We start from the raw sequence: 18,005 nt of genomic DNA on the forward strand, positions 1-18,005 counted from the left end.
GGCCGGTCAGCCCCTGGCCGCCGCTGACCGCCGGGCCCGCGCCGGCGCGCACGCCCACCGGCTCCGGCGTGCACGGATTGACCACCTCCACCACCAGCGCGTCCGGCTCGTACCGGAGCGCGACGGTGATCGGCGCGCCGGGGGCGTGCTTGTGCGCGTTGGTGAGCGCCTCCTGCACCATCCGGTACGCCGCGTGGTCCACCGCGGCGGCCAGCGGGCGCGGCTCGCCCTCCCGGGAGAAGGAGACCAGCGCCCCGGCCGCCCGAGAGGAGTCGACCAGCCCCTCGATCCCGTCCACCCCGCCCCGGGCCGGGGCCGCGGCCGTCGCCGGCCGCACCGCCGTCGACTCGTCGTGCAGGACGCCGACCACCTCGCGCAGCTCGCGCATCGCCGCGACCGCCGCCTGCCGCAGCACCCCGACCGCCTCGCGCTGCCGGTCGTTGAGCGTACGGTCCACCTCCAGCGCGCCGGAGTGCACGGAGATCAGCGCGAGCTGGTGGCCCAGGCTGTCGTGCATGTCCTGGGCGATCCGGTGCCGCTCGCGCAGCCGGGCCTGGTGCACCACCATGACCCGCTCGCGCACCAGCTGGTCGTTGCGCTCGCGCAGCGCGTCCAGCAGGGCGCGGCGCTGCGCCCGGTAGCGGCCCCACAGCGCGGGCAGCACGGCGACCAGCAGGAAGCCGCCGAGCGAGAGCCCGACGATCAGCTTGGGCGAGGCCGAGCCGGCGTCCTTCAGCACCCCGGTCACCATGAACAGCACCCAGCTCAGCACGAAGGTGCCGACCAGCGCGGTGACCCGTCGCAGCCTCGCCCCGGCCGACCAGCCCGCGCAGACCAGCAGCGGCATCGGGCCGACGGCCCAGCCGGCCGCGGCCGAGGTGAGTACCAGCACGGTCGCCGGGAAGGCCGGCCGCAGCACCCACAGCAGCGCGACCCCCAGCCCCACCAGGACCGGGTGGCCGACACCGGAGGCCACCTCCAGCAGGACCGCGACCCCGCCCATCAGCAGGGCCAGCGCGCCCTGGCCCACCACCCGCCGGGGCGGCCAGGGCCCGGGAAACGCCGTCCGTACCGCCTTCTTCCAGGCCCGCGCCATCGCATCCACCCGTCGAGGCTATCGGGCCGCGCCACCCGTCCGCCGCCACCGTTCGTCGCCCCCGCCCCCGACGAAAGTCGCCGCTCACGGCGCTCGGGGCACCTCCGTGGGCACCCCCGTGGGCACCTCCGTGGACGCACCCGTGGACACGTCCTCGTCGAAGGCCGTGAGCAGCAGCGCCACGTCGTCCACCCGGTGCGAGGAGCCGACCTCGCGCAGGATCCGTTCCGCCAGCAGCTCCAGGCCGTCCGGCCCCTGCTCCTCGCCGCGCCCGAGCGCGGCCCGCAGCAGGTCCACCCCCTGGTCGATCGCCACTGCCGGATCCTCCACCAGCCCGTCCGTGTACAGCGCGACCACCGTGCCGGGCGCCAGGCGCAGCTCGCTGACCGGGTACTCGGCCAGCTCCTCCACGCCCAGCAGCGGCCCGCCCGGCACGTACAGCGCCTCGGCCCACCCGTCCGGGAAGCGCAGCACCGGCGGCAGGTGCCCGGCCCGGGCGATCCGGGCGCGGCCGTCGGCGGGGGTGAGGCGGACGAGGCAGCAGCTGGCGAGCAGTCCGGGGTCGAGGTCGAGGAGGAGCCGGTTGGTGCGGGCGAGCACCTGGTCGGGCGGGTCGCCACCGGTGGTGAAGGCGCGGACGGCGCTGCGCAGCTGGCCCATGGTGGCGGCCGCGCCGACGCTGTGGCCCTCGACGTCGCCGATCACCAGGGTGACGTCCCCGCCGGTGACGATCGCGTCGTACCAGTCGCCGCCGATCTCCATGCCCTGGGTACCGGGCAGGTAGCGGGCGGCGATCCGGATGCCGGGCACGTCCGGGAGGCGGTGCGGCAGCAGCGCCTGCTGGAGGCCGCGGGCCAGGGCGAACTCGGCGTCGTACAGCCGGGCCCGTTCCAGGGCCTGGGCGATGAAGCCGCCGAGGGCGGTGAGCAGGCCGCGGTCCTCGGCGGTGAACGGGCGCGGCCGGTCGAAGCCGAGGATGCAGCTGCCGACGGGGTGGCCGGAGGCGATCAGCGGCAGGAAGGCCCAGGCGCCCATCTCGTCGAGCGCGATGCCGGGGTAGGCGGCGGCGAGTTCGCGGACCGATTCGAAGAAGATCGGGGTGCCGGTGCTGAGCGTCTCCGCGCCGGGGATGCGGGCGGCGACGGGGGTGCCCTCGAAGCCGTCCAGGAAGCCGTCCGGGTAGCCGGTCTGCGAGATCAGGTGCAGGTGCTTGTCGCGCACCCCGTAGATGGCGAGCTCCTGGCCGCCGAAGGCCGGCAGGATCTCCTCGGCCACGGCCCGGCAGACCTCGCGCACGCTGACGGCCTCGGTGAGCGCGCTGGCGAGCTGGAGCAGGTGGTAGGTGCCGCCGATGCCGGCGGGGGCGTCGGTCCGGGTGGCGCCGCGGGCCGCGGGCGGCGGGGGCGCGGCCCGCGGTTCGGCCGCGCCCGGCGGGGCTTCGGCGGCCACCACCCGGCCGGTGACGCCGTGCGTGTCGGGGTAGAGCGAGAAGGCGAGCCAGCCGTCCGGCGGGCGGGCGGCCAGGAAGGCGGTGGGCTGCTGGGAGAGCAGGGCGGCCCGGTAGCGGTTCTCGAAGAAGGGGTCGGCGAGCCAGGGCAGCACGTCCCACAGGTGGTGGCCGACCAGGTCCTCGCGGCGCGCCTGGAGCAGTGGCTCGGTGGCGCGGTTGGCGTAGCCGACCCGGCCGTCCGGGTCGAGTGAGAAGACGCCCTCGCGCAGTCGCTCGACGGCGGCCGCGGCCGCGGTGAGGGTGCGGGCGTCCAGCACGGCGCCGACCAGATGGGTGCGGCCGTCCGCCGAGATCGCCGAGGGCACCCGCGCCCAGAGCTCCACCGGGTACGGGTGGCCGTCCGGCCCGAGCACCCGGACCCTGGCCGCCAGCACCTCGCCCAGGGCCAGGGCGGTCCGGGCGGCGGCCCGGAACTCGGGCAGGTCGCCGGGGGCGATCCGGCTGCCGAGGGCGGCCGCCGTGCCGTCGAACTCGTCGGGTGCGAGGCCGAAGATCGCGAGGAACTGCTCGTCGGCGGCCAGCGCCCCGGTGGCGACGTTCCAGTCGAACATCCCGACCCGGCAGGTCGGCGCGGACGGCGGCGGCAGCTCGACCACGGCCGCGTCGCCGCCCGGCTCCACGGGGTGCCCGGCCGCCGCCAGGCCCGCCAGCCCGGCGGCCAGCCGCCCGGCCACCTCCGCCAGCCGCGGCTGGGCGTCCTCCGGGACGCCGTCGTCGGAGGCCGGCCAGAACACGCTGAGCACCCCGAACCGCTCCTTGCCGCCCGCCACCGGCACGCAGGCGGAGGCGTAGTCGTACGGCATGCCGACGGCGAGCTGCGGGAAGCGCCGCATGGTGTCCTCGGTGTCGGCGAGGGTAATGGTCCGCCCGGTGCGGAAGCTGACGGCGACGGGCAGCGGGCCGGCGGCGGCGATCCGCCGGAACGGGCTCATGATCGACAGCGGTACGCCCGCGATCGTGCAGAGCACCAGCGAGCGGCCGTCCCGCGATCGCAGGTACACCATCGCCCCGTACGCCCCGGTGCCGCCGAGCGCCCGGCGGACGGCGCCCGCCAGCAGGTCGTCCCGCTCGACCGCCGCCGGGGCGGCGTCAAGCTCCTGCGGCCGGTGCGGGCCGGGCGGCGCCGCCCGGTCACGGCCGCCCGCGTGCGGATGGCGCATGCTCTTTTGCTACGCCGGGCCCCGGGGCGTGTCAAGGCGAGCCCCCCGCGGCCCCGGATGCCCGTCGGCCCCGGTTGCGCCAGCATGGACGGCATGCCGACCACCTCCGGCCGCACCACCGTGGTCAACCTCAAAGGCCACCGCGACGACCCCTCCTGCGCCGACGTCGTCTACGTCGGCCGCGCCATGCACCGCGGCGGCTGGCACCTGTCCGAGTCCCCGCTGCACTGCCCCTACCGCCCCGGCCCCGACCTCACCCGCGAGCAGATGGTCGCCGACTACCGCGCCTACCTCCTCGCCCGCCCCGACCTGCTCGCCCTCGTCCCGCCCCTGCGCGGCCACCGCCTCGGCTGCTGGTGCGCCCCGCTCCCCTGCCACGCCGACGTCCTCGCCGACCTCGCCGACCACCCCCCGCAGCACTGACGGGCGGGCGCCTCACAGCCCGGAGAGGTCGGCCTCCACCGCGTACGGCACCACGGCCTTGACCCGGCCGGTGAACAACTCGCCCGCCCGGTACGAACGGCTCGCCGCGTCCAGCACGTAGGTATGGACGATCGGGACGCCGTCGGCGACCTGCTCGACCCGCCAGTAGAACGGGATGCCCGCCTTGGCGTACTGGTCCAGCTTGACCACCCGGTCGGTGGTCTCCGAACCCGGTGAGACGACCTCGACGAGCAGCAGCACGTCCGCGGGTCTGGTGGGCGACTCGTCGATCGTGTCCGCCCGGTAGACCACCACGTCCGGGCGGCGGTTGTTCAGCGGCACGTCCTGGAGCCTGACGTCGAAGTCCGTGTCGGCGTTCCACTCGGCGCCGCCGGCCGCGTCCAGGGCGTTCGCCAGGAACCGTGCGAGCCGGTTGTGCCGTTTGGAGGCGCTCGGGCTCACGACCACCATCCCGTCGACGATCTCGATGCCCGCGCACTGCTCCACGGTCCAGGAGTCGTACTGCTCGCTGCTGATCTGCCGGTGCATCCACTCGGGTGCGATCATCTCGGCCGTCACGCCGTACCTCCCCCGGGGCTGCTGGGCGGGCCTGTGCTGTGCCTCAGCCTAGTACGCCGCCGGTCGGGGTTTCGGGTGGTTCGGGGGCTGTTCGATATCCTCCGGGCGAGTGGTGGCGCGTGGGGCGCCGCGGGGGAGGTGGGAGCCGGTATGCAGTCGCCGTCGTCCGAGGGGCCCGTGCGCGAGACGTCGTGGCAGTGGGACGGGGAGGCGGACGGCGCCGCGGGGGAGCCCGCGGACGTGGTCGGCGGGGGCGGGGACGGGCCGCGGCTGAGCCGGCGCGGGCTGCTGGCGGGGGCCGGGGCGCTGGCGGCGGGCGCGGCGGTGTGGGCGTTCGGCCGTTCGGGTGCGGACCAGCTGGCTCCGCCGCCGCAGCCGAAGCCGACCGCGCTGTCCGGGCCGACCCCGCTGTGGACGTACCGGGGGCCGGAGGCGATGACCCCGGAGCGGCTGACCGGCCCGCCGACCCGGCCGGTGTTCCTGTCCCGGGCCGGGCTCCAGGTCCTGGACCCGGCCACCGGCGAGGCGGCGCGGCTGCTCACCATCGACCCGCCGCGCGGGAACTGGCCGAGCGACCTGGAGGTGCTGGGCAAGGTGGTGCTCGGGCCGGACCGGCTCTTCACCACCTCCCCTGGCCACCTGGACGCCCGCCACCTCGGCGACCCCGCCGCCGACTGGAGCCTGCCGCTGCCCGACGACCTGCAAGGCTCCGTCCAGCTGTCCGGCTTCGACGACGGCACCCTGTACGGCTACGTCTGGGACTGGTCGCGGGAGAGCTCGACGCCGGACGGCCGGCTCTTCGCCGTCCGGGTCGCGGACCACTCGATGCTGTGGCACCTCCCCACCGACCGCAACGAGCAGCCGTTCACCCCGGTCACCGCGCCCGGCGGCCGCCTCCCGTGCCTGCGCAACCTGGGCAACGGCAGCGAGCTGGTGGTCCGGGACACCGCCGACGGCCGGGAGCTGTGGACGGCCCCCGGCGCCGGGGACCTGGGCTGGTGCGTCGGCGGTCCGGTGCACGTCTACGTCCCCGACGGGGCCGGCGGCGTCCGCGCGCTGCGCCCCGGCGGCGAGCCGGCCTGGACGGTCTCCCCCGGCCGGGGCGAGTCGTGGCGGGCGATGCCCGCGGTCTCCGACGGCCCGCGGGTCTACCTGGCCCGCGACAACGGCCTGGTCACCGGGCACGACGCGGTCACCGGCGCACTGCAGTGGTCCTACCGGCTGCCGTTCCTGCTGGACCGCCGCAGCCATCCGCTGGTGGCCGGCGGCACGCTGTTCGTCCCCGGCCCGGCGACCGCCGGGGTGTGCGCGATCGACACCGCGAGCGGCACACCGCGCTGGACGTTCCTCGACTCGGGCCCCGGCAAGGACGTCTGGTCACTCGCCGTCGACGCGAACCACCTCTACGCCGGCCACGACGACGTCCTGCACGCCCTCCCGCTCACCTGACCGCCCGGCACCACAGCCACGACGGCACGACGGCACGACGGCACGACAGGATGGCCCGATGCAGGTACACCCGATCTCCCCCGACCGGCTGGCCGAAATGCTCGCCGACCGCATCGCCGCGCTGTCCGACCCCGGCGGCCGGTGGCTGCGGGTCGCCGTGGACGGCGCGCCCGCCGCCCGCCCCGACCTGCTCGCCGACGCCCTGGTGGAGCCGCTGCGGCTGCGCGGCCGCCCCGCGCTGCGGGTGTCGGCGGCGGGCTTCCTGCGCCCGGCCTCGATCCGGCTGGAGTACGGCCACCAGGACGCGGACGCCTTCCACGACCTCTGGCTGGACGACGGCGCCCTGCTGCGCGAGGTGCTGGACCCGCTGGAGCCCGGTGCCAGCGGCCGCGTCCTGCCCTCGCTGCGCGACCCGGCGACGGACCGCTCGACCCGCGCCCCGTACGCCGAACTGCCGCCCGGCGGCGTGCTGTTGCTGGACGGCGCGCTGCTGCTCGGCCGCTGGCTGCCGCTGGAGCTGGCCGTCCACCTCACACTCACCCCGACCGCCCTGGCCCGCCGCACGCCCGCCGACCAGCAGTGGACGCTGCCCGCCTTCGCCCGCTACGAGGCGGAGACCGGCCCGACCGAGGCCGCCGACGTCACCGTCCGGGTGGACGACCCTCGTCACCCGGCCCTGGTCGAGCGGAGCTGACGCCCGTACCGGCCGGGGCCGGGCCGCGCTGGCAGTAGGGGCACCAGTACGCCACCCGGTCCTGCGGGGGCGCGCCCTGGCGGGCGGTCCGGACGAGGGTGCCGCAGCGCGGGCAGGGGCGGCCGGCCCGGCCGTAGACCCAGTGCTGGTGGCCGCGCCGGGTGTCGCCGGTGGTGACGTGTCCGGGGCGCAGCCGGTTGGCGTCGAGGAGCTCCCGGGCCCGCTCCACCAGCCGGTCGGGGCGCGGGAGTTGGCCCACCTCGGTCCACGGGGTGACGCCGGCCAGGTAGCAGAGCTCGGCGGCGTAGACGTTGCCGATGCCGGCGAGGTTGCGCTGGTCGAGCAGCGCCTCGGCGAGCGGGCGGCCGGGGTGGGCGAGCAGCCGGCGGACGGCCTCCACCGGGTCCCAGTCGGGGCCGAGCAGGTCGGGGCCGAGGTGGCCGACGGCGCGTTGCTCGTCGGCGGTGCGCAGCAGGTCGACGACGGGCAGCCGGTAGCCGACGGCGGTGCCCCGCTCGGTGCCGAGGACGGCGCGGATCTGCCAGGCGGGGCCGCCGGACCAGCGCTCGCCGGGCCGGTAGACCTCCCAGCGGCCGTCCATCCGCAAATGGGTGTGCAGGGTGAGGCCGCCTTCGAGGCGGGTGAGCAGGTGCTTGCCGCGCGGGGCGACCTCCAGCACCCGGCGGCCGGCGAGTACGGCGGTGGCGTGCGCGGGCACCCGCAGGTCGGCGCTGGTCAGCACCTGCCCGGCGAGGGCCTCGTGCAGCCGGGCCGCCGCGCGGTAGACGGAGTCACCTTCTGGCATGTCTCCATCCTCCACCGCACGGCGGCCCGGCGGGGCGGCGCGCTACTCGCCCTCGGCCACCTGGCCCTCTCGGACGACGACGACCGGGCAGGGCGCGTGCTCGGTGAGGTGGCGGCTGACCGAACCGAGCAGCACGCCGGAGAAGCCGCCGAGGCCGCGGCTGCCGACGACGAGCAGCGCGGCACCCCTGGCGGCCTCCAGCAGGGCCTGGGCGGCGTTGCCGGGCATCACGCTCTCGCTGATCCGCACGCCCGGGTCGTCGCCGACGACCCTGACGACGGTGTCGGAGAGGGTCTTGCCGGCCAGTTCCTCGGGGTTGAAGACCTCGGCGGACGGCACGCTCGGCGCGGCCCAGCCGTAGAACGCCGGGTACTCCCAGGCGGCGATCGCGGTGATGGTCCCGCCGACGGCCCGTGCGTAGTCGACCGCCCAGCGCAGCGCCTGCTCCGAGGCGGGCGAGCCGTCCACGCCGACGACGATCCGGGGGTTGGCACTCATGGCGTTACTCCTTGGCGCTCAGTTCCTGCTCGGTCCCGACACCCCGAACATAGATCAAATCGGGCGTGTGGTCGGTATTTGCCACGCCGTGATCGGCGTTTTGCCTTCAGATCGATGACACATGGCCTGGCCGATCTGCGGTTCTGTGGTTCTGTGGTTCTACGGTTCTATGCTCCCGCGGTTCTGCGAGGATGCCCGGGTATCGGACCAGCCCCGACGACTCAACTCCGGTAAGCGGCCCAGGAGTCGGCCATCCGCTGGACCTGGCCGGGGGTGAACTGGCTCATGCAGGAGTCGTAGCTGTAGTCCATGAAGTTGTGGATCGGGTCCAGGCCGGGCCCGGTGCAGGTGTGGCGGCCCTCGGGGCAGCCGTAGGCGGGGGTGCGCTCGGGCGGGGTGTCGTCCACGTAGTCGCCCGGGGGCAGGCAGCCGCCCTGGAAGGTGTGGAAGAGGCCGAGCCAGTGGCCGATCTCGTGGGTGGCGCTGCTGCCCTCGTTGTAGTGGGCGGCGGCGCCGCCCGGCAGGGAGGCGTCGAGGACGACCACGCCGTCGTCGGCGGGGTTCGAGCGGTAGGCGCCCGGGAAGGTCGACCAACCGAGCAGGGACTGGCCGAGCTTGGCGGTGTAGAGGTTGAGGGTGCCCGCGTCGCCCTTGCGCAGCGCGTTCTTCATCCCCGTCTCGGTCCCGGAGCCGGGGGTCATGCCGTCGTACCAGGAGGCGTTGTCGGTGTAGTCGGTGCCGGCCAGCTCGAAGTGGAACGGGCTGGGGGCGTTGCCGTCGCCCTGGCCGCCGTAGGTCGCGTTGAGGTGGTCGATCTGGGCGGCGACGACGCCCCCGTCGAGCCGGCCGGCGTCACCGGCGTGGATCACGTGGACGAAGACCGGCACCGTCGTCGGGGCGCCGACCCGGGCGTGCGCGGAGGAGAGCTGGGCGAGCCGGTCGTCGAGGTCCGCCTGCATCGCCCGGGCCTCGGCGGCGGTGACGGCGTTCGGGTCCTGCCCGGCCTGACTGCCGGCCGGCTTGCGGGCGGCGGCATCGACGGCGACGGCATCGACGGCGGCGGCGTCGGCGTCGGCGTCGGACCCCGCACAGGCCACGGTCACGGCGGCCGCGGCGGTCACGGCGGCGGAGTGCGGGGCCGGGGCGGCGAGCTGGCTGAGACCGGCGGCCGCGACCAGCACGGCGGCCCAGGGGAACAGACGGGGGGTACGCGAGCGCACCCGGGCAGTACGGCGCATCTGCGCTCCTGACAAGGGAGTTGGCGGATTGTCGGCCGCGCCCCGGGCCCGCCCGGCTCGGCGCGGACCCGCCGAGACTACGACGCGGCGAAGACGATCTCTCGCAGGGCGCGCGCGGCGGCCCGGTCGAGTACCACGGCCGACGCACAGCCCTCCGGCGCCCGTCCGGCCCCGGTGAGCCGGCGCCGCAGCCTGTCGACGGCGGCCCGGTGCCGGAGGAAGGCGTAGCGGGAGACGCTCTGCCCCCGGCTCTGCTGGCCCTCCCGTGCCTCGGCCGGTTCGGCGTCCAGCAGCAGCAGGTGCACCCGGCGGCCCTGCCGGGCGGCGGTGCGGGTCAGCCAGAGCCGCACCCAGGACAGCGATCCGCAGTCGTGGACGGCGAGCGGCCCGCCGGCCAGCACCGCGCGCCGCAGCCGCCGGTAGTGCGCGATCCGCGCCAGCGGGCGGTAGAGGGCGTACGGGAGGCGGCCGGGCAGCCTGGCCGCGTACTCCTCGCGGACCAGCTGGGAGTCGACCAGTGGGGCGCGCACGCAGCGGCGCATCAGGGTGCTCTTGCCGCTGCCGGGCAGCCCGGAGACGACCAGCAGGTCGCCGGCGGGGTAGTGCAGCGCCACCGGGGCGGGGCCGGTCCGCAGGTCGTGCAGGCCGGGCTGCACCCGTAAGGCCTGCGGGGCGCCGGCGGGGCCCTGTCCAGGAGGCGACGGCACCCGGGGTGCCGCCGCCTCCGCCGTTCTCGTCCTGGTCACCGGTCCTCCCCGCGCCGTTCCCTCCCTTGGAGCATTACGCATTCCCAAGAGCGAGTAAAGAGCGGTGATCGCCGGGCCCGGCCGGCCGGTACCGGATCAGGGCGTGCCGTGCGGGCGGGTCAGCCGAGCTGGGGGGCGACCCGGGAGGCGATGAGCTCCAGGTGGTCGAGGTCGTCCAGGTCCAGGATCTGCAGGTAGACCCGCTCGCTGCCGACGGCCGCGTACCGGCCGATCCTCTCGGCGACCTCGTCCGGGGTGCCGGCCAGGCCGTTGGCCTTCAGCTCGTCCACGTCCCGGCCGATCACGGCCGCCCGGCGGGCCACCTCGGCGTCGTCGCGGCCGACGCAGGCGACCAGGGCGTTGGAGTACACCAGGTCGCCGACCGAGCGCCCGGCCTGCTCGACGGCGGCCTTGACCCGGCCGAACTGGGCGGCGCTGTCCTCCACCGAGGCGAACGGCAGGTTGAACTCGTCGGCGAAGCGGGCGGCCAGCGCCGGGGTCCGCTTCGGGCCGAGGCCGCCGACCAGCACCGGGATCCGGTCCTGGGCCGGCTTGGGCAGGGCCGGCGAGCCGGTCAGCGTGTAGTACTCGCCGGCGAAGTCGAAGGTGTCGCCGAGCTTGGTGTTCCACAGGCCGGTGATGATCGCCAGCTGCTCCTCCAGCCGCCCGAACTTCTCCTTCGGGAAGGGGATGCCGTAGGCGGCGTGCTCGGCCTCGTACCAGCCGGCGCCGAGGCCGAACTCGACCCGGCCGCCGCTCATCGCGTCCACCTGGGCGACCTGGATCGCGGTGACGCCGGGCAGGCGGAAGGTCGCGGCCGTCATCAGGGTGCCGAGGCGGATGGTGCGGGTGTCGCGGGCGAGGCCGGCCAGGGTGATCCAGGCGTCGGTCGGCCCGGGCAGGCCGTCGACGTCGCCCATCTTCAGGTAGTGGTCGGAGCGGAAGAAGGCACTGAAGACGCCCAGGTCCTCGGCGGCCCGGGCGACCGTCAGGAGGGTGTCGTAGCTCGCGCCCTGCTGCGGTTCGGTGAAGATGCGGAGATCCATGCGGACCATTCTGGTACAGACCACCCGTGGATCGGTGCAGAGAACCGGCCAAGCCGCCGAAGCTCCCGAAGGTGGCCAAGGTCTCAGCACGGAACCGTCACGAGCCGCCGGTCCGGCCGACCCGCTCGCCTACGGTGGACGGATGTTCGCCACCCCCGACGAGTCCTTCCGGCGCTCCCCCGACGATCCGGCCGGCTGCCCGCTGCCCGGCATCGTCGCCGCGTTCACGCCCCGGCTGTCCGAGTTCGCCTTCGAGCCCGGCTTCGTCGCGATGGTCGACCAGCACGTCGCGATGCTGCGCGAGCTGCTGTACGCGCAGGGGCCGGAGCTGGCGCCCCGGCCCCTGGACCGTGAGGAACTGTCGGACTACGCGCTCGGCTTCCTGGACGCGCTCACCGAGATCGGCTGGCGGGAACCGGTGGGGTACGACTACGCGGTGCACCGGCTGACCGCGATCTGCTGGCTGGTGCGCGAGCAGGGCCTGCTGCGGGCCTGAACCCGCTGCGGGTCGCTACGACCCAGGACACGCCCGCCCTAGCTCGGCTGGTCACCCGGGCGGCCCGGGTCGATGCCGGGCGGCGGCGGGGTGGTGCCCGGGGCGGCCTGGGTGGTCGGCCGGGCCGGCTGGTTGGCCAGCACGTCCGCCCGGCCCGCCTGGTAGGCGCTGCCGCGCAGTTTGGCGCTCTCCTGCTCGGCGTGGTCCAGCCAGCGCTCCCAGCGCTGGCGCATCGGCAGGATCAGGCCGCCGCCGACACCCACCACCAGCACACCGGCGATCGTGGCGAGCACCGCGATCAGCACCGGTCCGGTGATCGCGGTGGCGATCCCGGCCTGGCCGAGCGCCGCGATCACGCCCAGCGCGACGATGAACGCCCAGACGATCGTGGCGACCGTCCGGCCGTACGAGGCGCCGGCGAGCGCGTTGCGCACGATGTCGCGGACGCCGTTGGCGATGGCCATCGCGACCACCACGATCGCGACCGCCACGATGCCCCGGGGCAGCCAGGCGACGATGCTGTGGATCATCACGCTGATCGGGTTCGGGCCGAAGACGCCGAACGCCAGCTGCAGCACCATCAGCAGGATCGCGTAGTAGACGATCTTGCAGATGATGCCGGTCATGTCGTAGTTCGACCCGCTCAGGTGGCGGGCCATCCCGGCCCGCTCGGCGACCCGCTCCGAGCCGACCTTGCGCAGCACGCGGTCCAGGACCTTGGCGATCGCCTTCGCCACGATCCAGCCGATGACCAGGATCGCCAGGAAGGCGATGAACTGCGGGACGAATTTCGCGATCTTGGACCAGGCGTCGGTGAAACCCGATCCGAAGTCCACGGAGAGTGCGAGCTGCTGAGCCACGGAGTCCTCCACTCGGTGACACGGCGCCACGAGCGGCGCGTGCGGCCCCCCACCCTTCGTGGATAGCAGCACCCCGCCCGGCCCGCGCGCGCCTGGTCCCCGGGCTGCTCCCCCCGGGTGAAACGGGCCCGTAGACGCCCCGCGTAAAGTGATGTTCAAGGGCACGGGACGGGGGCGGGACGGGACAGGACGGTGCGGGTGTGAGCAGCGACACGGTGGACGGCGGCACGACGACCGGCAGCACGGCCGGCAGCACCGCCGGGCACCCGGCACTGCGCTGGCGGGTGCGGCCCGAGGCGCCGCGCGCCGCCGTCCTGGTGCTGCACGGCGGCGAGGAGCACAACCTCGCCCGACCCGGCCCGGTCAACCTGCCGCTGCTGCGGATGCACGGCTTCCTGCGCTCCCTCGCCAAGGACACCGCCGGCGCCGACGTGGCCGTCGGCACCGTCCGCTACCGCCACCGGGGCTGGAACGGGCAGCGCGCCGACGCCGCGCTGGACGCCCTCGCCGCCCTCGACGAGCTGGCCCGGGAGCTGGGCGAGGTGCCGACCGTCCTGATCGGGCACTCGATGGGCGGGCGCGCGGCCCTGCGGGCCGGCGGCCACCCGGCCGTCACCGGCCTGGTCGCCCTCGCCCCCTGGTGCCCAGCCGAGGACCCGTGCGAGCAACTGGCCGGACGGGACGTGCTGCTGCTGCACGGCGACCGCGACAAGGTCACCCCGCCCGCCGAGACCCGGGCCTTCGCCGCCCGCAGCCGGGCCGCCGGCGCCCGCGTCTGCGGCTACACCGTCACCGGCAGCGGCCACGCCATGCTCCAGCGCATCCCCGACTGGCACCGGGCCACCACCCGCCTGGCCACCGCCCTGCTCGGCCTGCGCCCGCTCCCCGCCGAGACCGTCTCCGCCCTCGCCCTCCCGCCCGCCTCCCCCGAGGCCCTCACCCTCGCCCTGCCCCGCCAGCCGCGCGGCTGATTCCGCACGGGCCGGCGGCCGCGCGGCGGCGCAGCGGCGCGGGCGTCAGCGGGCCAGACGGCCGAGGAGCGCGGAGGCCGCGGTGATGCCGAGCACGGTGGCCACGGTCAGGACGGCGAAGTCGAGCGGCAGGTGGGCGCGGGTGCCGATCAGCAGGCCGCGCAGGGCGTCGACCTGGTAGCTGAGCGGGTTGGCCCGGCTGACCACCTGGAGCCAGCCCGGCATCAGGTCCACCGGGTAGAGGGCGTTGGAGCCGAAGAAGAGCGGCATGGTGATCGCCTGGCCGATGCCCATCAGGCGGTCGCGGGTGAGCACGATGCCGGCGATGGTCATCGAGAGGCAGGAGAAGAACGCCGAGCCGAGCAGCACGGCGACCACGACCCCGAACAGCCGCAGCGGGTTCCAGGTCATCGCGACTCCGAGCAGGGCGGCGATCACCACCACGACGACGGCCTGGATCACCGCCTTCACCCCGGCGGCGAAGGCCTTGCCGGTCACCAGCGCCGCGCGCGGGGTGGGGGTGACCAGCAGTTTGGTGAGCACCCCGGAGTCCCGCTCCCAGATGATCATGATGCCGTAGAAGATCGCGATGAACATGGCGGACTGGGCGATGATCCCGGGGGCCAGGAAGTCCAGGTAGGGGATGCCGCCGGTGGGGATGGCCTTGAGCCGGGTGAAGGTCTCCCCGAAGATCAGCAGCCACAGCGCGGGCTGCACGGCCCGGGTGTAGAGCTCGGTGCGGTCGTGGCGCAGCTTCTGCAGCTCGACGGTGCACATCGCCAGCGTCCGGGCGGGCACCAGCCGCCAGCCGGTGCGGGCGCGCGGGGGGACCAGCAGCAGGCCGAGGTCGGGGCGGGCGGCGGTCGCGGCGGCAGTGGCGGCGGGGCTCGGGGGCTCAGCCGACGCGGGAGGCGGTGCGGCGGGTACGGCGGACATCGCTGAACTCTCCTTCCGGGGCCTCGCCGGGGGCCAGCTCGCGGCCCGCGAAGTGGCGGAACACGTCGTCCAGACTGGGGTCGGCGAGCTGCGGATCCTGCGCGCGGACCACGGTCTTCAGCTCCTCGGTGGTGCCGAGCGCGCGGATCCGGCCGCGGTCCATCAGGGCGATCCGGTCGCAGTAGCGGTCGGCCTCGTCCATGTAGTGGGTGGTGACCAGCACCGTCATCCCGGTGGCCTGGCGGACCGCCTCGACGCACTCCCAGACGCCGGTGCGGGCGATCGGGTCCAGGCCGATGGTGGGCTCGTCCATCACCAGCAGGCGCGGGGCGCTGACCAGGGCCTGGGCGAGCTCCAGCCGGCGGACCATGCCGCCGGAGTAGGTGCCGGCCATCCGGTCGGCCGCCTCGGCGAGGCCGACGGCGGCCAGCGCCTGGGCGACCCGCTCGCGGCGCTCGCCGTGCGGCACGTCGAAGACGCGGGCGAACAGCGCGACGTTCTCCCGACCGGTCAGCCCGCCGTCCGCGGAGAGCTGCTGCGGCACGTAGCCGAGCAGCCGACGGACCTCCATCCGCTGCCGGGCGGGGTCGTGGCCGAAGACCCGCACCATGCCGGCGCGGACCGGCAGCAGGGTGGTGATCGCCCGGATCGTGGTGGTCTTGCCCGCGCCGTTGGGGCCGAGCAGGCCGAACACCTCGCCGGTGCGCACGGTCAGGTCGACACCGTCGACGGCCTTGGTGCTGCTGCCCTTCCCGCGCCCGTGGTGGAAGGTGTACTCCAGGCCGCGGCAGACCACCGCCTCGTCACCGCCGTTCTCCGGGAACGTCATCGCTCCTCCTCCCCCGGCTCGCCCGGTCGGGTGCGCAGGCCCGTCGCCACCTCGCGCAGCGCGGGCACCGCGGCGGCCAGGGCCGCCCGGGAGTCGGCGGGCAGCCCGGCCACCACCTCCCCCACCAGCGCGGCGCGCCGGGCCCGCCAGACCGCGAGGCGTTCGACGGCCTCGTCGGTGGCGTACAGCAGGGCCGCCCGGCGGTCGGCCGGGTCCACCTCGCGGCGCAGCAGCCGCAGCGCGACCAGCTGGTTGACCAGGGTGGAGACCGAGTTGCCGGCGAGGCACAGCTCCTCGGCCGCGTCGGACACCCGCAGCCCGGGGGTGTCCATCACCAGGCGCAGCAGTTCGATCTGCGCCCCGCGCAGCCTCGGCTCGGTGAGTCCCTGCCGCAGCCGGCGGCGGACCAGGCGCTGGATGCCGACCAGCAGGGCGGAGAGTTCGTCGGCCACGTCGGGATCGGGGGTCGTCGGAAGGTCGACGGCCGGTGCGGGGGTGAGCGTCTCCGGTGTCGCACTCATACCTCCGATTTTAGCTCTCAGTGAGAGGTATTCGTCCAGAGGGCGGACGGGGTGGACCGGAGGACTGCCGGGCGGGGCGCGGCTGTGCCAGGATCCCGGGTGACCGTGTACGGACACCCACCCACCCTCACCGCTGGGAACCCTCATGAGAAGACTCGCGCTCCGCGTGCTGTCCGCGGCAACGGCGCTGTCCGCGTTGCTCGTTGTGCCGGCGGCCACTGCCGCTACCGCCGCCCCGGACATCGCCACCGAAAGCGCCACCACCGCCGCCCCGGCGCCGCTCAGCGGCGCGCAGTTGGCGGCCTCCTGGGCGGGACCGCTCAGCACCCGGGGGCGGTACGTCGTCGACGCGTCGGGCGACCGGTTCAAGTTGAAGTCCGGCAACTGGTCCGGCGCGCAGGGCACGTGGCAGGGCAGCGGCTCGACCACCGATCCGGCGAACAACCAGGCCGGCCAGGTCTCGTACAACCTGCCGCTCGGCCTCGACCGGGCGCCGCTGTCCGAGATCATGGCGGGCTTCCACAGCCTCGGGCTCAACAGCGTCCGACTGCCGTTCGCGGACGCGATGATCCGGGACACCGCCGCCGTCCCGGACGCCGCCGTCGCCGCCAACCCCGGGCTGCGCGGCAGCACCCCACTGCAGGTGTACGACGCGGTGGTGGCGGCGCTCACCGCCGACGGGTTCGCGGTGATCCTCAACAACCACACCACCGGGTACCGGTTCTGCTGCGGCCTGGACGGCAACGAGCGGTGGAACAGCGGCCAGTCCACCGAGACGTGGGAGCAGGACTGGCTGTTCATGGTGGACCGGTACCGGGCCAACAAGCGCGTGGTCGGCGCCGACCTGCGCAACGAGGTCCGCCGCGACACCTGGGACGACCCCAACTGGGGCCTGGGCGACGGGCACGACGCGTACGCCGCCTTCGAGGAGGCGGGCAACCGGATCCTCCAGGCCGCCCCCGACCTGCTGATCATCATGGAGGGCATCAACTGGCAGGGCGTCCCGCTGGCGGGCCTGCCGCACGGCCGTCCGATGCTCAAGCCGGTGGCCACGCTCTCCCACACCCTGATCGACTCGGGCAAACTGGTCTACTCGGCGCACTTCTACGGGTACACCGGCTCGGCCAACACCGGCGCGGGCAGCGGTCCGGGCGCCACCGGCGATCCCCGCTACCAGGACTTGACGCCCAGTCAGCTCGCCGCCGTGGTCGACGAGGAGGCGCTCTTCGTCACCCGCGCCGGGCAGCACTTCACCGCCCCGGTCTGGATCAGCGAGTTCGGCGCGGGCGGGCGGGGCCCGACCGACGCCAAGGAGCAGGCCTGGTTCGACCGCTTCACCGCGATCCTGGCCGAACACGACACCGACTTCGCCGTCTGGCCGCTGGTCGGATGGCACAACGACGGCGTGCCGCAGGACAGTTGGGCGCTCCTCCACTACGACCGGGCCGGCCGGCGGCTGAGCGTCGAAGACCCGGGCGACTGGCGCGCCGCGGACTGGAACCGGCTGGTCGCCGCCCCCGGGTACACCGGCCCGGTGCCGGCCGCCGCCCGCTGGAACCTGCTCGACCTCGACCACACCGACCAGAACACCTCCCGGCGGATGCTGGCCCTGCCCGACTGGAGCAGCGGCAACCGCAAGGGGAACTGCCCGGACGGCCAGCGCCTGATCGGCCTCGGCCGCGGTGACGGCCGCGGCCTGTGCACCGACGCCGGGCAGCCCGCCACCGGGGCGGACGCCTGGACGACCGTCACGGACGAGCGATACGTCACCGGCGGCGACTGGGCACCCGGCTACAACAAACTCCAGTGCCCGGACGGCCGGTTCGCGGTCGGCTACAGCGTCCGCGCCGACGCGATGGCCGCCCTGCTCTGCGCCCCGGCCGCGGCCGCGCCGCCCGCCGCGGCCGACCGGGTGCTCTGGTTCGACCACGGCGACAACCGGCCCCCGGCCGCCACCGGCGCCGACTCGGCGGCCAGCGACTGGGCGCCCGGGGCCTACAAGGGGCAGTGCGCCTCGAACGAGTACGTCGCGGGGGTCGCCTTCACCTGGCGCTGGCTGCACGCCGGCGTCCCGGACGCGCTGCTCTGCCGTCCACTGGCCTGACACCGCCGCGGTGGGGGGGGGGGGCGGCGGGGGGGGGCGGCCGG

At 75.2% G+C, this 18,005-nt stretch carries 18 protein-coding genes; 6 read left to right on the forward strand and 12 right to left on the reverse strand.

The annotated features are described in order from the left end of the window. On the reverse strand, positions 1-1,096 hold a 1,096-nt coding region (locus ACFV6I_RS24990; RefSeq protein ID WP_380427724.1), incomplete at its 3' end, for a sensor histidine kinase. An 84-nt stretch (positions 1,097-1,180) separates the two neighbouring features. After that, on the reverse strand, positions 1,181-3,766 hold the full coding sequence (locus ACFV6I_RS24995) for a SpoIIE family protein phosphatase (RefSeq protein WP_380427708.1): 2,586 nt from the start codon (positions 3,764-3,766) through the stop codon (positions 1,181-1,183). A gap of 93 nt (positions 3,767-3,859) precedes the next feature. Between ACFV6I_RS24995 and ACFV6I_RS25000 the strand changes: the two genes are divergently transcribed. Continuing rightward, positions 3,860-4,189: a DUF4326 domain-containing protein gene (locus ACFV6I_RS25000; RefSeq protein ID WP_063351637.1), complete on the forward strand. Its 330-nt coding sequence runs from the start codon at positions 3,860-3,862 to the stop codon at positions 4,187-4,189. 12 nt (positions 4,190-4,201) lie between these two features. On the opposite strand, the gene ACFV6I_RS25005 is transcribed toward ACFV6I_RS25000, so the two are convergent. Next, positions 4,202-4,768, reverse strand: a complete 567-nt coding sequence (locus ACFV6I_RS25005; RefSeq protein ID WP_063350478.1) for a Uma2 family endonuclease — start codon at positions 4,766-4,768, stop codon at positions 4,202-4,204. A 150-nt stretch (positions 4,769-4,918) separates the two neighbouring features. Here ACFV6I_RS25005 and ACFV6I_RS25010 point away from each other — a divergent pair, with 150 nt between their 5' ends. Beyond that, on the forward strand, positions 4,919-6,217 hold the full coding sequence (locus ACFV6I_RS25010; protein WP_380427710.1) for a PQQ-binding-like beta-propeller repeat protein: 1,299 nt from the start codon (positions 4,919-4,921) through the stop codon (positions 6,215-6,217). A 58-nt stretch (positions 6,218-6,275) separates the two neighbouring features. Beyond that, complete coding sequence (locus tag ACFV6I_RS25015) at positions 6,276-6,911, forward strand: uridine kinase (protein ID WP_380427712.1); 636 nt, start codon at positions 6,276-6,278, stop codon at positions 6,909-6,911. Here ACFV6I_RS25015 and ACFV6I_RS25020 read toward each other — a convergent pair. From ACFV6I_RS25020 to ACFV6I_RS25040, 5 genes are all read right to left on the reverse strand, one after another. Next, positions 6,859-7,716 carry a DNA-formamidopyrimidine glycosylase family protein gene (locus ACFV6I_RS25020; protein WP_380427714.1) on the reverse strand — a complete coding sequence of 286 codons (858 nt, stop codon included), beginning with the start codon at positions 7,714-7,716 and terminating at the stop codon, positions 6,859-6,861. The genes ACFV6I_RS25015 and ACFV6I_RS25020 overlap by 53 nt on opposite strands. A gap of 42 nt (positions 7,717-7,758) precedes the next feature. Next, entirely contained in the window at positions 7,759-8,214 is a 456-nt protein-coding gene (locus ACFV6I_RS25025; RefSeq protein ID WP_380375316.1) for a universal stress protein, read from the reverse strand. Between the two features lie 221 nt (positions 8,215-8,435). After that, a complete protein-coding gene (locus tag ACFV6I_RS25030) occupies positions 8,436-9,452 on the reverse strand; it encodes a zinc metalloprotease (protein WP_380427717.1) in 1,017 nt (338 codons plus the stop codon). A gap of 77 nt (positions 9,453-9,529) precedes the next feature. Further along, entirely contained in the window at positions 9,530-10,240 is a 711-nt protein-coding gene (locus tag ACFV6I_RS25035) for an AAA family ATPase (protein WP_063350472.1), read from the reverse strand. A gap of 77 nt (positions 10,241-10,317) precedes the next feature. After that, the gene (locus ACFV6I_RS25040; RefSeq protein ID WP_063350471.1) at positions 10,318-11,244 is read right to left on the reverse strand and encodes an LLM class F420-dependent oxidoreductase; all 927 of its coding nucleotides are present in this window, start codon (positions 11,242-11,244) and stop codon (positions 10,318-10,320) included. 142 nt (positions 11,245-11,386) lie between these two features. On the opposite strand from ACFV6I_RS25040, the gene ACFV6I_RS25045 reads away from it, so the two are divergent. Beyond that, positions 11,387-11,740: a DUF6401 family natural product biosynthesis protein gene (locus ACFV6I_RS25045; protein ID WP_063350470.1), complete on the forward strand. Its 354-nt coding sequence runs from the start codon at positions 11,387-11,389 to the stop codon at positions 11,738-11,740. Between the two features lie 38 nt (positions 11,741-11,778). Here ACFV6I_RS25045 and ACFV6I_RS25050 read toward each other — a convergent pair whose 3' ends face one another. Then, entirely contained in the window at positions 11,779-12,600 is an 822-nt protein-coding gene (locus ACFV6I_RS25050) for a hypothetical protein (RefSeq protein WP_380375314.1), read from the reverse strand. 200 nt (positions 12,601-12,800) lie between these two features. On the opposite strand from ACFV6I_RS25050, the gene ACFV6I_RS25055 reads away from it, so the two are divergent. Then, positions 12,801-13,571: an alpha/beta hydrolase gene (locus ACFV6I_RS25055; protein ID WP_244293538.1), complete on the forward strand. Its 771-nt coding sequence runs from the start codon at positions 12,801-12,803 to the stop codon at positions 13,569-13,571. A 45-nt stretch (positions 13,572-13,616) separates the two neighbouring features. Here the strand turns inward: ACFV6I_RS25055 and ACFV6I_RS25060 are convergent, their stop codons facing one another. From ACFV6I_RS25060 to ACFV6I_RS25070, 3 genes are read right to left on the reverse strand one after another with little or no spacing between them, the layout of a single operon-like run. Next, the gene (locus ACFV6I_RS25060) at positions 13,617-14,507 is read right to left on the reverse strand and encodes an ABC transporter permease (RefSeq protein WP_380427719.1); all 891 of its coding nucleotides are present in this window, start codon (positions 14,505-14,507) and stop codon (positions 13,617-13,619) included. Then, positions 14,467-15,336 (reverse strand): ATP-binding cassette domain-containing protein, encoded by an 870-nt coding sequence (locus tag ACFV6I_RS25065; protein WP_363374483.1) that lies wholly within the window; start codon positions 15,334-15,336, stop codon positions 14,467-14,469. The genes ACFV6I_RS25060 and ACFV6I_RS25065 overlap by 41 nt, the downstream gene beginning before the upstream one ends. Further along, the gene (locus ACFV6I_RS25070) at positions 15,333-15,857 is read right to left on the reverse strand and encodes a MarR family winged helix-turn-helix transcriptional regulator (protein ID WP_079136105.1); all 525 of its coding nucleotides are present in this window, start codon (positions 15,855-15,857) and stop codon (positions 15,333-15,335) included. The genes ACFV6I_RS25065 and ACFV6I_RS25070 overlap by 4 nt, the downstream gene beginning before the upstream one ends. Before the next feature lie 145 nt (positions 15,858-16,002). Here ACFV6I_RS25070 and ACFV6I_RS25075 point away from each other — a divergent pair, with 145 nt between their 5' ends. Beyond that, a complete protein-coding gene (locus tag ACFV6I_RS25075; RefSeq protein WP_380427722.1) occupies positions 16,003-17,961 on the forward strand; it encodes a glycoside hydrolase family 5 protein in 1,959 nt (652 codons plus the stop codon). Positions 17,962-18,005 lie beyond the last annotated feature (44 nt).

The organism is Kitasatospora sp. NPDC059803, assembly GCF_042732255.1.
GTDB lineage: Bacteria > Actinomycetota > Actinomycetes > Streptomycetales > Streptomycetaceae > Kitasatospora.

What these genes read in the sequence shown, in the direction of transcription:
- ACFV6I_RS24995 (WP_380427708.1), bottom strand. Translation starts at nt 3,766, where the DNA reads ATGCGCCATCCGCACGCGGGCGGCCGTGACCGGGCGGCGCCGCCCGGC.
- ACFV6I_RS25000 (WP_063351637.1), top strand. Translation starts at nt 3,860, where the DNA reads ATGCCGACCACCTCCGGCCGCACCACCGTGGTCAACCTCAAAGGCCAC.
- ACFV6I_RS25010 (WP_380427710.1), top strand. Translation starts at nt 4,919, where the DNA reads ATGCAGTCGCCGTCGTCCGAGGGGCCCGTGCGCGAGACGTCGTGGCAG.
- ACFV6I_RS25015 (WP_380427712.1), top strand. Translation starts at nt 6,276, where the DNA reads ATGCAGGTACACCCGATCTCCCCCGACCGGCTGGCCGAAATGCTCGCC.
- ACFV6I_RS25020 (WP_380427714.1), bottom strand. Translation starts at nt 7,716, where the DNA reads ATGCCAGAAGGTGACTCCGTCTACCGCGCGGCGGCCCGGCTGCACGAG.
- ACFV6I_RS25025 (WP_380375316.1), bottom strand. Translation starts at nt 8,214, where the DNA reads ATGAGTGCCAACCCCCGGATCGTCGTCGGCGTGGACGGCTCGCCCGCC.
- ACFV6I_RS25030 (WP_380427717.1), bottom strand. Translation starts at nt 9,452, where the DNA reads ATGCGCCGTACTGCCCGGGTGCGCTCGCGTACCCCCCGTCTGTTCCCC.
- ACFV6I_RS25035 (WP_063350472.1), bottom strand. Translation starts at nt 10,240, where the DNA reads ATGCGTAATGCTCCAAGGGAGGGAACGGCGCGGGGAGGACCGGTGACC.
- ACFV6I_RS25040 (WP_063350471.1), bottom strand. Translation starts at nt 11,244, where the DNA reads ATGGATCTCCGCATCTTCACCGAACCGCAGCAGGGCGCGAGCTACGAC.
- ACFV6I_RS25045 (WP_063350470.1), top strand. Translation starts at nt 11,387, where the DNA reads ATGTTCGCCACCCCCGACGAGTCCTTCCGGCGCTCCCCCGACGATCCG.
- ACFV6I_RS25060 (WP_380427719.1), bottom strand. Translation starts at nt 14,507, where the DNA reads ATGTCCGCCGTACCCGCCGCACCGCCTCCCGCGTCGGCTGAGCCCCCG.
- ACFV6I_RS25065 (WP_363374483.1), bottom strand. Translation starts at nt 15,336, where the DNA reads ATGACGTTCCCGGAGAACGGCGGTGACGAGGCGGTGGTCTGCCGCGGC.
- ACFV6I_RS25070 (WP_079136105.1), bottom strand. Translation starts at nt 15,857, where the DNA reads ATGAGTGCGACACCGGAGACGCTCACCCCCGCACCGGCCGTCGACCTT.
- ACFV6I_RS25075 (WP_380427722.1), top strand. Translation starts at nt 16,003, where the DNA reads ATGAGAAGACTCGCGCTCCGCGTGCTGTCCGCGGCAACGGCGCTGTCC.